15 protein-coding genes are annotated in these 15,306 nt (G+C 46.4%); 13 read left to right on the top strand and 2 right to left on the bottom strand.

Features of this window, described 5'->3' with window-relative positions:
• Window position 1 precedes the first annotated feature (1 nt).
• From mrdA to B3182_RS15410, 11 genes are all read left to right on the top strand, one after another.
• The gene (gene mrdA / locus B3182_RS15460; RefSeq protein ID WP_292353763.1) at window positions 2–1,870 is read left to right on the top strand and encodes a penicillin-binding protein 2; all 1,869 of its coding nucleotides are present in this window, start codon (window positions 2–4) and stop codon (window positions 1,868–1,870) included.
• A gap of 22 nt (window positions 1,871–1,892) precedes the next feature.
• The gene (gene rodA, locus B3182_RS15455) at window positions 1,893–3,023 is read left to right on the top strand and encodes a rod shape-determining protein RodA (protein ID WP_292354105.1); all 1,131 of its coding nucleotides are present in this window, start codon (window positions 1,893–1,895) and stop codon (window positions 3,021–3,023) included.
• Entirely contained in the window at window positions 3,020–4,000 is a 981-nt protein-coding gene (mltB, locus tag B3182_RS15450; RefSeq protein WP_292353766.1) for a lytic murein transglycosylase B, read from the top strand. The genes rodA and mltB overlap by 4 nt, the downstream gene beginning before the upstream one ends.
• Window positions 3,997–4,845 (top strand): septal ring lytic transglycosylase RlpA family protein, encoded by an 849-nt coding sequence (locus B3182_RS15445; RefSeq protein WP_292353768.1) that lies wholly within the window; start codon window positions 3,997–3,999, stop codon window positions 4,843–4,845. Before mltB ends, B3182_RS15445 begins: the two co-directional genes overlap by 4 nt.
• 24 nt (window positions 4,846–4,869) lie before the next feature.
• The gene (locus B3182_RS15440; protein ID WP_292353769.1) at window positions 4,870–6,018 is read left to right on the top strand and encodes a D-alanyl-D-alanine carboxypeptidase family protein; all 1,149 of its coding nucleotides are present in this window, start codon (window positions 4,870–4,872) and stop codon (window positions 6,016–6,018) included.
• A 6-nt stretch (window positions 6,019–6,024) separates the two neighbouring features.
• Complete coding sequence (gene dat / locus B3182_RS15435; RefSeq protein ID WP_292353771.1) at window positions 6,025–6,870, top strand: D-amino-acid transaminase; 846 nt, start codon at window positions 6,025–6,027, stop codon at window positions 6,868–6,870.
• Window positions 6,870–7,145, top strand: a complete 276-nt coding sequence (locus B3182_RS15430) for an HP0495 family protein (RefSeq protein WP_292353773.1) — start codon at window positions 6,870–6,872, stop codon at window positions 7,143–7,145. The genes dat and B3182_RS15430 overlap by 1 nt, the downstream gene beginning before the upstream one ends.
• Complete coding sequence (gene lipB / locus B3182_RS15425; protein WP_292353774.1) at window positions 7,145–7,759, top strand: lipoyl(octanoyl) transferase LipB; 615 nt, start codon at window positions 7,145–7,147, stop codon at window positions 7,757–7,759. The genes B3182_RS15430 and lipB overlap by 1 nt, the downstream gene beginning before the upstream one ends.
• Window positions 7,756–8,715, top strand: coding sequence for a lipoyl synthase (gene lipA, locus B3182_RS15420; RefSeq protein ID WP_292353776.1), 960 nt, complete (start codon window positions 7,756–7,758; stop codon window positions 8,713–8,715). Before lipB ends, lipA begins: the two co-directional genes overlap by 4 nt.
• A 32-nt stretch (window positions 8,716–8,747) precedes the next feature.
• Window positions 8,748–10,019: an NAD(P)/FAD-dependent oxidoreductase gene (locus B3182_RS15415; protein ID WP_292353778.1), complete on the top strand. Its 1,272-nt coding sequence runs from the start codon at window positions 8,748–8,750 to the stop codon at window positions 10,017–10,019.
• Between the two features lie 158 nt (window positions 10,020–10,177).
• Entirely contained in the window at window positions 10,178–11,353 is a 1,176-nt protein-coding gene (locus B3182_RS15410; RefSeq protein WP_292353781.1) for a citrate synthase, read from the top strand.
• On the opposite strand, the gene epmB is transcribed toward B3182_RS15410, so the two are convergent.
• Window positions 11,343–12,350, bottom strand: a complete 1,008-nt coding sequence (gene epmB / locus B3182_RS15405; RefSeq protein ID WP_292353783.1) for an EF-P beta-lysylation protein EpmB — start codon at window positions 12,348–12,350, stop codon at window positions 11,343–11,345. The genes B3182_RS15410 and epmB overlap by 11 nt on opposite strands.
• A gap of 53 nt (window positions 12,351–12,403) precedes the next feature.
• Between epmB and efp the strand changes: the two genes are divergently transcribed.
• Together efp and epmA are read left to right on the top strand one after the other, a co-directional pair.
• Window positions 12,404–12,976 carry an elongation factor P gene (gene efp / locus B3182_RS15400; protein WP_041354687.1) on the top strand — a complete coding sequence of 191 codons (573 nt, stop codon included), beginning with the start codon at window positions 12,404–12,406 and terminating at the stop codon, window positions 12,974–12,976.
• A 72-nt stretch (window positions 12,977–13,048) separates the two neighbouring features.
• Window positions 13,049–14,014 carry an EF-P lysine aminoacylase EpmA gene (gene epmA, locus B3182_RS15395; protein WP_292353786.1) on the top strand — a complete coding sequence of 322 codons (966 nt, stop codon included), beginning with the start codon at window positions 13,049–13,051 and terminating at the stop codon, window positions 14,012–14,014.
• Between the two features lie 67 nt (window positions 14,015–14,081).
• Here epmA and B3182_RS15390 read toward each other — a convergent pair whose 3' ends face one another.
• Window positions 14,082–15,131 carry a choice-of-anchor A family protein gene (locus tag B3182_RS15390; protein ID WP_292353788.1) on the bottom strand — a complete coding sequence of 350 codons (1,050 nt, stop codon included), beginning with the start codon at window positions 15,129–15,131 and terminating at the stop codon, window positions 14,082–14,084.
• Window positions 15,132–15,306 lie beyond the last annotated feature (175 nt).

The raw sequence follows: 15,306 nt of genomic DNA, 5'->3' as shown, positions 1-15,306 counted from the left end.
TGTGATCGATCCCCGGCACAGGCTCAAAGACCATTTTCGTGAAAGTCGATTGGTCAGTAACCGACTGATATTCGCCGGGCTTTTTTCGCTAGTGTTGTTTGGCATCATTATTTTTCGCTTGGTGATGCTGCAGATTGTCGAATTTGAACACTTTGATTCACTTTCCAATCGCAATCGGGTGGATATTGAGCCGTTAGCGCCTCAACGCGGCTTGATTTACGATCGTAATGGTGTGTTACTGGCCGAAAATATTCCGACATTCAGTCTCGAGTTGATCCCGGAGAAAGTAAAGAATGTGGATCAAACAATTGCCGAATTGGCTGAGCTGTTATCACTAACCGCTGAAGATATTGATGCGTTTAATGAACGCCGTAAACGTCATCGAGCCTTCGAAGAAATAGTGGTTCGTAACCAGCTGACTCAGAAAGAAGTCGCATTGTTTTCAGTTAATCGTCATCGTTTCCCGGGTGTTGATGTGGTAGGCCGGTTGATACGGCATTATCCGCAGGGACCGCTTTTTGCTCATGCGGTGGGTTATGTCGGTCGTATCAATCAGCAGGAAACACAGGTTATTGATCGACAAAATTACAAAGGTACACTGCAGATAGGTAAAACCGGTGTTGAAAAACAATACGAAGATTTTCTGCATGGCACAGTAGGGTATCGTCAGGTTGAAACCAATGTGCAGGGGCGCACCGTTAGAGAACTTTTCAGTGAACCGGCCACTGCAGGACAGGATCTGTATTTGCATCTTGATATTAACCTGCAGCAGGCGGCCGCAGAAGCATTGGGTGAATATAATGGCTCTGTTGTCGTACTCGATACAAAAAACGGTGGTGTGTTAGCCTTGGTCAGCAAACCGGATTACGATCCAAACTCTTTCGTGAACGGCATTAGCGTCAAAGAGTATGCAGAATTGCGTGACTCCATCGATCAACCCCTGTTTAATCGTGCATTGCGCGGTCATTATCCCCCGGGATCGACATTCAAACCCTTTGTTGCTCTGGCGGGTTTGGAGTTAAATGTCGTGACCCAGCAAAGCCGAACATTTTGCCCTGGTTTTTATTCATTACCAGGCAATTCTCATCGGTACCGCTGCTGGAAACGCATAGGACATGGTCACGTTGATCTGAAAAGTGCGATGGCCGAATCCTGTGACGTGTATTTTTATGATTTAGCACATGCAATTGGGATTGATCGGTTACATGGCTTTCTGGATTTGTTTGGTTTTGGTCATCAGACAGGTGTCGATATTCCTGGTGAGAGTAAAGGTTTGTCTCCTTCCAGAGAGTGGAAGCGTAATCAGCGCAATCAGGCCTGGTATCCCGGTGAAACGCTGATATCGGGGATAGGGCAGGGATTTAATCAGATGACGCCAATTCAACTGGCTCATGCAACCGCAACGCTTGGAATGATGGGAACGGTTTATACCCCCCAACTGGTTCGCGCTACCAAAGCGGATAATGACGAAGGTATGCAGTTGTTGGGTGTGCAACAGGCTGACAGTTTACCGATACAAAATTCCAGTCATTGGCAGTCGGTAATCGAAGCGATGGTTGAAGTGGTCCACGGCAAACGTGGTACGGCAAGACATATTGGAACAGATTTACCATTCCAGATTGCAGGGAAAACAGGCACAGCACAAGTATTCGGAATAGCCAAGGATGCTAAGTATGATGAGGAGTTACTGGCCAAAAAATTACATGATCATGCGCTTTTTGTGGCTTTTGCCCCGGCGGATGATCCTGAAATAGCGATTGCAGTAGTCGTAGAAAATGGGGGAAGTGGCAGTGCCACAGCCGCTCCAATTGCACGTAAGCTTATCGATGTATATTTTGGAATTGAGACTGATGAGCCAGTTACGGAATGAGGTAAGACAGTCGCCCAGAGCGATGAGCGGTTTGCTGCAGGACAGACGACGGGTGCCCGGATTTCAGTGGCGCTCAGGATTGCAACGTGTGCACCTGGATGGCTTATTAATATTGGGCATCCTGACGCTGCTGCTGTTCAGTTCTGTCGTGCTATATAGCAGTGGCGGTGAAGACATTGGTTTATTGCTACGTCAGGGAGTCAGAATGGCAATCGCCATAACGGTGATGATTCTTCTGGCGCAGATACATCCCGATCGATTCAAAGATGTTGCGTTTTGGATTTATGCAGTCGGACTGCTAATGCTGATTGCTGTTTTATTGTTTGGCACGATAGGAAAAGGCGCTCAGCGTTGGCTTGATTTGGGTTTTTTCCGCTTTCAACCATCTGAGATTATGAAGCTGGCGGTGCCTTTGGTAGTAGCCGTTTATCTGGCAGATAGACCATTACCGCCCAGCTTTGTCAGAATGTTTTTTGCACTGGTGATGATTGCTGTTCCAGCCTTGTTAATTGCCAAACAGCCAGATCTGGGAACGGCATTGTTAATTGCCAGTTCGGGGTTGATAGTGGTTTTTCTGTCGGGTGTTTCCTGGCGATTGATCATGAGTTTTCTAGCTCTGGCCGCTGCAGCTGCGCCGGTATTATGGTACTTCATGCATGACTATCAGCGACGCCGGGTGATGACCTTATTTAACCCTGAGTCGGACCCACTAGGTGCCGGCTATCATATTATTCAATCGAAGATTGCGATTGGATCGGGTGGGTTACAAGGTCGTGGCTGGCTACAGGGGACGCAGTCGCATCTGGAGTTTTTACCGGAACGCTCCACCGATTTTATTTTTGCGGTGATTGCAGAAGAATTTGGTCTGATTGGTTTGACACTGTTGATTACAGTTTATCTGTTAATTACTGCGAGAGGCCTCTATATAGCTGCTCAAGCGCAATTGAGTTACATGAAATTATTGGCGGGCAGTATTGCCATTACATTTCTGGTCTATGTTTTTGTAAATGTAGGAATGGTTACTGGTCTTTTACCTGTTGTCGGGGTGCCGCTGCCACTGATCAGCTATGGAGGTACATCCATGGTGACCTTGCTGGCAGGCTTCGGTATCCTGATGTCCATACACACTCATCGGAGGATGATGTCACCGTGAAGAAACACATTACCGCTACACTGTTAAGCCTGATAATGACGCCAGCATTTGCCAATCCTGAACTACCGGATGTGGATAAATTTATTGATGAAATGGTTGAAGAACATGCGTTTGACAGAGCCGAACTGGAAAACCTGTTTGCTGAGGTTGAAGTCAAAGATAGCATTCTTAAAGCTATTTCCAGACCTGCTGAGAAAAGTAAGCCGTGGTATGAATATCGCGAGATTTTCCTCGATCAGGCACGTATTAATGCGGGTGTAGCTTATTGGAAAAAACATGCCGATACGTTAGAAAGAGCTGAAAAAGAATTGGGTGTACCTGCTGAAATAATCCTGGCTATTCTCGGTGTAGAAACCCGTTTTGGCGGCAACATGGGCAGTTTCCGGGTTCTGGATGCCTTATCTACTCTGGCCTTTTGTTACCCTCCGCGTAGCACTTTTTTCCGCTCGGAATTGAAAAACTTTTTAATCCTGACTCGCGAAGAGGAGATGTCTCAACTGGAACCGATTGGTTCTTATGCCGGGGCCATGGGGCTGGGACAATTTATGCCTAGCAGTTTTCGTGAATATGCTGTCGATTTTGATAATGATGGCCACCGTGATATCTGGAATAATCCAACGGATGCTATCGGCAGTATCGCGAATTATCTGCGTCGTCACGGCTGGCAGCCAGGCGAAAACATTGTGCATGCTACAAAGTACGAAGGTAATGATCTGCCACAGGATTTGATTGATCGCGGATTGAAGCCTACCGTAACGCGTGAAGAGTTAAGAAAATCCGGTTTGAGCACCGATAAATTACCCGAGGGTGAAGATGCGATTACCGTTTTCAGCCTGACCCAGCCCGATGGTGAAGAGCTATGGTTAGGCCGGCAAAATTTTTATGCGATAACCCGTTACAATCACAGCCGTATGTATGCCATGGCTGTTATCCAATTGTCAGAAGCGATTCGTGATGGTTATGAGTCTGTAAAATGAAACAGCGTGTAGTTAAGTATTTAACTTTATCGATAATGCTGACGGGGCTTTGGTCCTGTGGAACCGTGACTGAACAACAGGATTCTGCACCAAAAGTAAAACCGGATGTTTCGAAAATCCCGGATGCAGTCCCACGTGATGAACCAAGAAGTAAATATGGTAATCCAGCTTCATATGAAGTGTTCGGCAGAAGATATTACACACTTGCCAGTAGTGAAAATTATGTAGAGCGTGGCAAAGCATCCTGGTACGGTACAAAGTTTCATGGCAGACGCACCTCCAGTGGTGAGCCTTACGATATGTATGCGATGACGGCTGCTCATAAAACATTACCTTTACCAAGTTATGCTGAAGTCATCAACCTGGAGAATGGACGCAAGGTCGTGGTAAAAATTAATGATCGTGGACCGTTTCATGATGATCGATTGATAGATTTATCCTATAGCGCCGCAACCAAGCTGGGTATTATTGATAAAGGTACTGGCCAGGTTGAAGTAAGGGCAATCAGCAGTAAGAATGTCGTTGCGTCTACTACCGCTAAAAAAGATGTAGTCGCCAATGTAACACCCACAGCAAATGCTGTTTCAACCCAAACCACAACAATGGGGAAAGTCGGACTGTTTCTGCAAATAGGAGCATTCAGCACATTAAGCAGGGCAGAACAGATAAAGCAACAAGTTCAACAACAGATTCAAGAGCGAGTTCATATTTCATCTGTTGAACGTGTTCAAACTCCCTTATACCGGGTTCGGATTGGCCCACTTGAAAGTGTTGAATATAGCGATAGGATCGCTAATCAACTAATGGGATTAGGTTTTTCTGATACCCGGCTTATCAAGGAATAACTGTTTTTTATTGAGAGTAACTAAATGATTAAAATTTTCAAAATGAGCCTGGCAGGGCTACTTTTCAGTGTCGCCACTATCAGTTCGGCGGGAATGATCACGCCGAATCCTACAGCACCCTCAATTGCGGGTACTGCCCATATTTTGCAGGATTACGATAGCGGACATATTTTAATGTCCGAAAATGCAGATGAGCGTCTGCCACCGGCCAGCATTACCAAATTAATGACCTCTTATGTGGTTTCCCAGGAAATCCACGATGGCAATATTAAACTTGATGATGAAGTATTAATCAGTGAAAAAGCCTGGCGCATGATTGGCTCACGCAGCTTTATTGAGGTGAACACTAAGGTAACCGTGGAAGCCCTGTTGCGAGGCATGATCGTGCAATCAGGTAATGATGCTGCTGTAGCGCTGGCTGAACATGTTGCGGGTAGCGAAGAAGTGTTTGCCCAGATGATGAATCAATATGCTCAGAAACTGGGTATGGTCAATACCAACTATCAAAATGCCACCGGTTTGCCGGGACCAGAGCATTACACCACGGCGCATGATATTGCGATCCTTTCAGCAGCCTTAATCCGGGATTATCCCGAACATTACCAATGGTATGCAGAAAAGGAATATACCTACAACGGTATTACTCAGCACAATCGTAATAAATTGTTATGGCGTGATAATACGGTTGATGGATTGAAAACCGGTCACACCGAAGAGGCTGGATACTGCTTATCTGCATCAGCAAAGCGTGATGGTATGCGCCTGATTGCTGTGGTTCTTGGCACGGCAAGTGAAAATGCACGAGCCCAGGAAATCCAAAAAATGTTTAATTTTGGTTTCCGTTTCTTTGAAACGCATCAGCTTTATGCGGCAGATGAGGCGATTACTCAAACCAAGGTTTGGAAGGGGCAAACTGATCAGTTGAATCTGGGTCTGGGACAGCCATTATCTATTACGGTTCCTCGCGGACGTTATAAAGACTTGCAGGCCTCAACCAATATCCAACAGCCTGTTGTCGCTCCAGTTGCCAAAGGCACTGAGCTGGGAGAGGTGGAAATCCGTTTGGGCGATGAAGTGGTTGCCACTCGTAAACTGGTGGCTGTGGAAGAGGTTGAAAAAGGCAGCTGGTGGAGACGAATCCTCGACAGTTTGTTGATGCTTATCTGGGGTTAATGTTTCGTGGCAATAGTTTATCTTAACGGCGAATTTATCCCCGCTGATAAAGCTCAGGTCTCTGTGTATGACCGCGGATATTTATTAGGTGATGGCATTTATGAAGTGATTCCGGTGTATGCCGGAAGCGCTTTTTTACTCGATAGGCACCTGCAGCGATTGCAGAATAGTCTGGACGGCGTACGGATCGAAAACCCGTTTTCAGATGCGCAATGGACCGGCATTATTAATGATTTGATCGCCCGGAATAATGCGGGCGATCAGTCGTTGTATTTGCAGGTCACCCGGGGCGTAGCACCAAGAGATCATATCTTTCCGATTGGTGTGGCACCTAGTGTGTTTCTGATGAGTAATCCGCTGCATCCGGTTGCCGATAGCTGGAAGACGGATGGTATCAAGGCCATTACCACAGCCGATATTCGCTGGATGCGTTGCGATATTAAAGCAATTACCTTGCTGGCAAACAGTCTGATGAAACAGTTGGCGCAGGATGCTGGTGCACAGGAAGCGTTATTGCTCCGCGATAATTATCTGACCGAGGGTTCAGCCAGTAATGCGTATGTGGTCATCGACGGTGTCATCTTTACTGCGCCAAAAGATGAAAAAGTATTGCCTGGCATTACCCGTGATCTGATTATTGAGCTGGCGGCGCAAAATGATATGCCGCTACATGAAAGAGCCATCAGTGAATCAGCTCTGCGAAATGCGGATGAGATCTGGATCAGCAGTTCAACCAAAGAAGTGGTGCCAGTGACCTTATTGGATGGTGAAATCGTTGGTAATGGTAAACCCGGCCCCGTGTGGCAACAAATGGACATCTTGTTTCAGCGCTATAAACAAGAGGTAATCTGATGAGTGAATCAAACGGCGAAGAGACGTTACTGGAATTTCCCTGTGAATATCCGGTAAAGGCAATGGGAGAAACCCACCCGCAGTTGGATAATATTGTGGTGGAAATCGTCCGCAAGCATGCTGGTGATATTACTGAAGGAGCTGTCACCAGTAGACAGAGCTCAGGGGGCAAATATACTTCCATCACCGTGGTTATTGAGGCGACCAGTAAAAAACAACTGGACGCTATCTATCAGGAACTCAGTAGTCACGATGCCGTTAAATACGTGCTCTGATGAAGATACAGGATCTCGGCCTACGGGATTATCAACCAACCCTGCTAGCCATGCAGCAGTTCACGCAGCAACGTGATAATCACACCGAAGATGAACTGTGGTTATTAGAACATTATCATGTTTACACTCAGGGGTTTAATGGTCAGGACGGTCATCTGCTGAGACAAAATACAATTCCGATGGTACGAACTGATCGTGGTGGTCAAATAACCTACCATGGTCCGGGACAATTAATCGTTTATCCATTAATTGATTTACGTCGTTTCGGCATGGGCGTACGCAATATGATCAGTTGTATGGAAAACACGGTTATTGCCATGCTGGACGAGCATAAGATTGACGCATATGCTCGTAAAGATGCCCCTGGAGTGTACTGTGGCGAAGCGAAAATTGCTTCACTGGGATTACGGGTCAAACGCGGCGCCTGTTATCATGGCCTGAGTTTAAACATTGATATGGATTTACAGCCATTTGCCGATATCAATCCCTGTGGTTACGCAGGCATGCAAATGACCGATATGAAAACATTAGGTGCAACGGTCGATATGGCCTCAGTAAAACAACAATTTGTGTCTGTTTTTCTCGCACACATGCAACAAGGTAACAACACATGACTGACACGGTTGAACCGGTAAAACGTGATGTAAAAGCGCTTAAAGGTGCCTCTAAAGTCGCGCGTATTCCCATAAAAATCGTTCCTAGTGATCCTAAGCGCAAACCGGAATGGATTCGTGCCAAATCACAAGGTGCACCTGAAGTACAGCGCATCAAACAAATGTTGCGTGATCATGATTTGCACACCGTGTGTGAAGAAGCGTCCTGTCCCAATCTTGGGGAGTGTTTTGCCCACGGTACGGCGACATTTCTGATCATGGGCAATATTTGTACCCGACGTTGCCCTTTCTGTGATGTGGCGCATGGTCGTCCTGATGCATTAGATGAGAATGAACCGAATCATCTGGCAAAAACCATTGCCGCCATGCAGCTCAAACATGTAGTGGTGACCTCGGTCGATCGTGATGATTTACGTGATGGTGGCGCTGCCCATTTCAGCCGCTGCATCAGTGAAATTCGTCAGCAATCGCCACAAACCCGTATTGAAGTGCTGGTGCCTGATTTTCGTGGTCGTATGGATGTGGCGCTGGAGATACTGGCGGATAATCCACCGGATATTTTTAATCACAATCTGGAAAGTATCCCCAGACTCTACAAAGCCGTTCGACCTGGCTCGGATTATCAATGGTCATTAGATCTGATTCAGCGCTTTCAGCAAATGCATCCTGAAGTGCCCACTAAATCTGGCCTGATGCTCGGTTTGGGTGAAAGCATCGATGAAGTTAAACAGGTGATGCAGGATTTACGCGATCATGGTTGTCGGATGCTGACGCTGGGTCAGTATCTGCAACCTAGCAGGCATCATCTGGCAGTTGAGCGTTTTGTCACTCCAGCAGAGTTCGACGAGCTGGCAGTAGCAGGTAAGGAAATGGGCTTTGAACATGTGGCCAGTGGACCAATGGTGCGATCGTCTTATCATGCCGATCTGCAGGCTCAGGGTGAAAAAGTCTCTTGAGTCAATAATTATTAACAGCTGAGTGCTCTGATATGACTATCAAGCGTCGACAAGTGTTAAAAAATGCAGCTTATTTATCGGCTATGGCAGCCCTGCCATTGGGATTATCTACTGCTTGTTTTCGTCATCAAAAACAGAAAGTCGTAGTTATTGGTGGTGGGTTTGCTGGAGCCACTGCAGCGCGATATCTGGCAATGTGGGCGCCAGAACTTGATATCACGTTGATAGAAAAAAACCGTCAGTTTATCTCCTGCCCTCAGAGCAATCTGGTGCTTAGCGGCAGTCGCAACCTGTCACAGCTTACTCATAACTACAGTGCCTTACAGACAGATAAGGCTATTCGCTTTGTACAATCCGAAGTTATCGCCGTTGATACTGAAAACCGCCAACTCTGGCTGGCAGATGAAAGCCGAGTGGACTATGACCGATTGATTATTGCCCCCGGCGTCAGTTTTATTTATGACCAGCTGCCTATCCTTGCTACGGCTGAAGCTCAGGAACATGTTCCCCATGCCTGGAAAGCGGGTGAGCAGACTTTGTTATTAGCCAATCAGCTTAAGTCGATGCGGCAGGGCGGAGTGGTGATAATGACGGTTCCGGCAGCACCTTTCCGCTGTCCTCCTGGGCCTTATGAGCGTGCTTGTCAGATTGCGTTGCATCTTAAACAGCATAATCCTACCGGCAAACTACTAATACTGGATGCCAACCCGGATATTGTCTCTAAAAAAGCCTTATTTACCGAAGCGTGGCAACAGCAATATGATGGTTTAATTGAGTATCAGCCAATGAACCCGCTTGAGTCGGTCAATGTGGCCAATCTGGAGGTTGAGAGCTTTTTTGACCGTTATCAGGCAGATGTATTAAACGTCATCCCACCACAGAAAGCTGGTGCGGTGGCTGCAATGGCTGGCGTGATTAATGTTGATAATCGCTGGTGTGACGTAGACTTTCTGACCTACGAGTCCACAGCGGTTGAACGAGTGCATGTGATAGGTGATGCGGTGGCCGCCAAACTACCGAAATCTGCACATATAGCTAACCAGCAGGCTAAAGTGTGTGTCGCTGCAGTTATAGCTTTGTTGCGTGATGAATTACCAGAGCAACAACCTATATTTAGCAATACCTGCTACAGTTTTGTCGATGGACGGCAAGCAGGACATGTTGCCGCGGTTTATCGTTATGATAAAAACAGTCAGGATATGGTTCCTCACCCCAGTGGTGGAGTTTCCGAGACGGCCAGTGAACAGGAAGGTCGTTATGCTCAGGGTTGGGCCGAAAACATCTGGGCTGATACGTTAGGCTAGATTTTCCAAAGCAACGATATATTAGTCGTGATGGATAAATAGATTTGAGAAGGCGAAATCTGCTACCGATAGCGCGGGGTTTCGGTCTTGTCCCATTGCAGTATAATGACCCCCAATTTCAATAACTCCACCAGCTGGATTTAAACACGAGGTAGTAGATGAGCGATTTTTTACCCGGCCTGGAAGGTGTGCCTGCCACGAAGTCAGCCATTTCATTTATTGATGGCGAAAAAGGCATCCTTAGTTACCGTGGTTATCCACTGGAAACACTGGCAACCAACAGTACTTTTGAAGAAACCACGTTATTGCTTCTGGATGGCGAACTCCCCACTAAAGCAGCTTTAAATCGCTTTTCCAAACAGCTGCGCAGCAGCTATCGCATCAAATATCATATTCGTGAAATGATGCGTCATTTCCCGCATACCGGTCATCCGATGGATATGTTGCAAACAGCGGTTTGCAGTTTGGGCATGTTCTATCCGGGCACAGAATGTCTGACCGATGCCGAAAGCTGTAAAGATATCGATTATGTCCGCAATATGACGGTTAATATTATTGCGCAGATGGCACCTTTGGTCGCCATGTGGGAACACATGCGCCAAGGTTATGATCCCATTAATCCGCGTGATGATTTATCCGTGGCGGAAAACCTGCTGTATATGTTTACCGGTAAAGAACCGGACAGCCTGATGGCGCGGATTATGGACGTCTGCCTGATTCTGCATGCTGAACATACTTTGAATGCCTCAACCTTTGCAGCCTTGGTTGCCGGTTCAACATTAGCATCACCTTACAGCGTTATTTCAGCAGCGATTGGTACGCTTTCGGGTCCATTACATGGTGGAGCCAATCAGCGTGTAGTTGGCATGCTGCAGGAAATTGGTTCACCAGAAAATGTTGAAGCCTGGGTCGATAAAAAACTCGCCAACAAAGAAGTTATCTGGGGCATGGGGCATCGTGAATATAAGGTCAAAGATCCACGTGCCACCATCCTACACAAGCTGGTGACCAAGCTGGTGGAAGAACGTGGTGGTTCACTTGATAAGATGTTTGCTACGGCGATGAAACTGGAAGAAGTCTGTGTGGATCGTCTGGGCCATAAAGGCGTGTATCCGAATGTGGATTTCTACTCCGGTATTCTTTACTCAGAAATGGGCATTCCAGAAGATCAGTTCACCGCATTGTTTGCAGTCGCTCGCTCAGCCGGTTGGCTGGCTCATTGGCGTGAACAGATTTCCAATAACCGTATTTATCGTCCAACACAAATTTATGTTGGTCATGAACAGCGTGAATATATCCCGATGTCTGAACGGAAAAAAGCGTCTAAGCAATAATGGTTTTACTGGTTTCACCTTGTTGCTCGCGCACCAGCCGCGGCACAAGGTAGCCAGGTAATTCGCGACGCATGGCAGCAATGAGCTCTATTCCTTGCTGTTCAGCTACATCAAAATGACTGGCCCCTTTTACTTTATCGAGTAAATGCAGGTAATAAGGCACTACCTGAACCTCGCTCAACCTCTCACTAAGTGCCACTAAGCTGTCCGCATGATCATTCACACCACGTAATAAAACGGCTTGATTGAGTAGTTCACAACCGGCATTGCGTAACTGCAATAGCGCCTCAGCAGTTTCAGCATCAATTTCATTGGCATGATTGGCATGAATGACCATCACCACCCGTAATGAAGAGCTGCTAATCCAGTTTAATAAGCTTTTGCTAACCCGTTTTGGCAGCACTAATGGCAGCCGTGTATGAATTCGCAGCCGTTTGATATGTGGGATTTTCTGCAAGTCTTCCACCATGGCCGCTAATTTTTTATCGGTTAATGCCAATGGATCGCCGCCACTGAAAATCACTTCCCGAATGCTGTTATCACTTTGCAATGCAGCGACCGATTGTTGCCACTGACTGGCTAACGGATTACTTTCGCTATAAGGGAAGTGCCGGCGAAAACAGTAACGGCAATGAATGGCACAGGCTCCGGTTGTCAGCAATAATGCCCGGCCCTGATATTTATGCAAAATACCGGGTGAGCTGATTGCCAGATAATCCCCCACCGGATCCGCTGAAAAACCTTCGACCTCAATATTTTCATCAATTAGCGGGAAAACCTGACGTAACAGAGGGTCATTGGCATCACCATAATGCATTTTATTGATATAACTTTGCGTCACCCGCAGCGGGAAGTTTTTTAAGCTCTCGGTATCAATCGCTTGCAGACGATTCTCCAGCCCCAGCATTTGCAGCAAGACTGTTGGGTTTTTAATGGCATGACTTAATTCATCCTGCCAATCAGCAAAGATTACGTCAGCTTGCGATTGCGGTATCATAGTGGGCTTTGATTTTGTGAACAGGCGACGATCGTCCCCCAAAAGAGGTAAGCATGGCAAGTTATAGTACAAATGAGTTTAAAGCCGGACTGAAATTCATGATGGATGGCGATCCTTGCAGCATCATCGAAAATGAATTTGTGAAACCAGGTAAAGGTCAGGCATTTAACCGCGTTAAATTCCGTAACCTGAAAACCGGGCGCGTTAACGAACGTACTTTCAAAACTAACGAATCTGTTGAAAGTGCTGACGTTGTAGAAATCGATCTGGAATTTTCTTACAGCGACGGTGAATTCTGGCACTTTATGGATCCCAGTAGTTTCGAACAATATGCTGCCGATGCCAATGCGATTGCTGACAGTAAAGACTGGCTGAAAGAACAATATGTTTACACGGTCACTCTATGGAATGGCACACCATTGCTGGTGACACCGCCTAATTTCGTTAATCTGGCAGTGGTTGAAACTGATCCGGGTGTGCGTGGTGATACTTCAGGTGGCGGTGGTAAACCGGCAACGCTGGAAACTGGCGCAGTAGTGCGAGTTCCATTATTTATCGAAATCGGTGAAGTGTTGCGGGTTGATACTCGTTCAGCATCTTACGTCGAACGTGCTAAAAAAGATTAAAATCATTATCAGTTTTTGTGTTTTTAGTGTTGCATGTAGCAAGCTTACATGCCTTAACCCTAAGTCTGAATAATGCTTCAAAATGAGCAATTACAGATCATATTAAAACGGCGGGCAAAGCTTCTGGCAAATGTCCGCCGTTTTTTTTCAGTTCGCAATGTACTGGAAGTTAATACTCCCATTTTGTCTTCGGCGGCACCTACTGCGCTTTATCTTGACAGTTTTTCCACCCGGTTTGAGGCTGGCAGCGATTCCAAAGTCCTGTATCTGCATACTTCACCTGAGTTTGCGATGAAACGCTTGCTGGCGGCCGGCAGCGGCGCGATTTATCAGATTGCCACGGTATTTCGTAATGGTGAGTTGGGTCGCCAGCATGCGCCCGAGTTTTCCATGCTGGAGTGGTATCGACCAGGATTTTCGCTGACTGAGTTAATGGCGGAAGTCGATGCTTTTATGCAACAGGTGATCGGCTTACCTGCAGCAGTTATTTTTCCTTATCGTGATTTATTCGCTAAATACTTGCAGCTGGATATTTATCAGGCTGATGACAATTTACTGAAGCAAATTGCATTGGATCGCGTAGCCGGGCTTACTGCTGATTGGCAAACTGATCGGGATGGCTGGCTGGAAATGTTGATGAGCGAAGTAATTGAACCACAGCTTAAAGCGCTGGAAATGCCGGTGATGGTTACAGAGTTTCCTGCATCTCAGGCGCAGTTGGCGAAAATCGAAATGAATGCTGAAGGACATCAGGTCGCCAGTCGTTTTGAGCTATACGCTGGTGGAATGGAGCTGGCTAATGGCTATGACGAATTATGTGATGCCACCGAATTACGTCAGCGTTTTGAGCAGGATAATCAATTGCGTCTGCAACAAGGCAAACCCCAAATGCCGATAGATGAAAATCTGCTGACAGCAATGCAGTGTGGTTTGCCGCAATGCAGTGGCGTTGCATTGGGACTGGACCGTTTAATGATGCTGCATTTTGCTGAAAACAATATCAGCCAGGTGCAAGGCATTGCTTTTATTGAGAGCTAACAAGCCCTATGCAAATAAAAAAGCCACCAACGATGTCGTTGGTGGCTTTTTGGTTTTATAACTTAAATTAAAGTGATTTTCTGCGATTACGACGAAGTGAGAAGAATCCAATCAAACCACTCAGAAACAAAGGCAATGCAGCTGGGACCGGAACAGCTGCCGGTGGGACGAAATCAGTAGGTTGAGAGTGAATCTCACCATATTGTGTCAGGCTTTTGGCCGCTAGTGTGCCCTCAATATTATTACTATTTGTGACACCTGCGTTCAATGCCAGAATACTACCACCGAACTGGCTGGCCAGATTAAGCTCAGTAGCATCGACAAAATTCCATAAAAACATCGAACCGTAGAGCGTCGCTGCACTCGCCAGGAAATTCGCTTTGATATCAAATTCGGTATTACCCCCACCAAATACATTAAACAGAATGCTCTGCGTATTGGTCATGCTGAAATCAAACTCAAAGGCTTTGTCGAAAAAATTACTTGCATCAGTGATTTTGAAGATTGCCAGCCCACTATCATTGCCGACGGCGTTAAAGGTGACTTTTCCTCCATTAACGCTATAGCCACTGTTTGCGTCAAGCCCGGATAATTGGTTAGAAAAATTGCTCAATACATTCATTGCATTTGAAGCTTGAGTAGCAGGATCGAAGGGGGCGGTAACCGGTTGGTTTAATACGCTTCCGCCGCCATTAGCATTTGCCGAACCCGTCAGATTTCCACCATAAGTCGTATTACCACCATTGGTGTTTACACTACCTGAGATATCACCAACAACTGAAGTGGAGCCGCTACCGTTTGCATTATTTTGTAAGGATCCAGATACCGAACCAACAAAGGCATCTCCACCATCATTCATTGTGACATTCCCGGCAATATTTCCACCTACATTCAGACCTTTGCCTTTGGTTTGAACGTTGCCACTAACGTTTCCACCCACCGTCAGTGCCGGCACAGCGGCATTTGATGTTTGATGCATGTTGTAAAGGCCGCCATTAACATTGCCTCCAATAAGTGCGTTTCCTTCGACCTCTGAGGTACTTGTGACATCGCCAGAAGTGATAAGGTTATATTGGTTCAGTAATGAAGTGGCGTCGACAGGGCTGGCGTTAGCCATTTGACTGCAACTAATAAAAAAGAGGCTGGCAAGGGTTAATTTAGATACATGCACTTGGCTTATTCCTTTAATGGATACATGGATATTGATTGCGGAACGCTTCGGCATACCAGTTGTGATGTTGATAGGCGTTTCTTATGCAATGATACGACTATTTCAATGGATGGCAAACAAT

Origin of the sequence: Methylophaga sp. UBA4204, assembly GCF_002379485.1 — a bacterium.
GTDB lineage: Bacteria > Pseudomonadota > Gammaproteobacteria > Nitrosococcales > Methylophagaceae > Methylophaga.
This window is presented reverse-complemented; position numbering and strand designations above follow the sequence as displayed.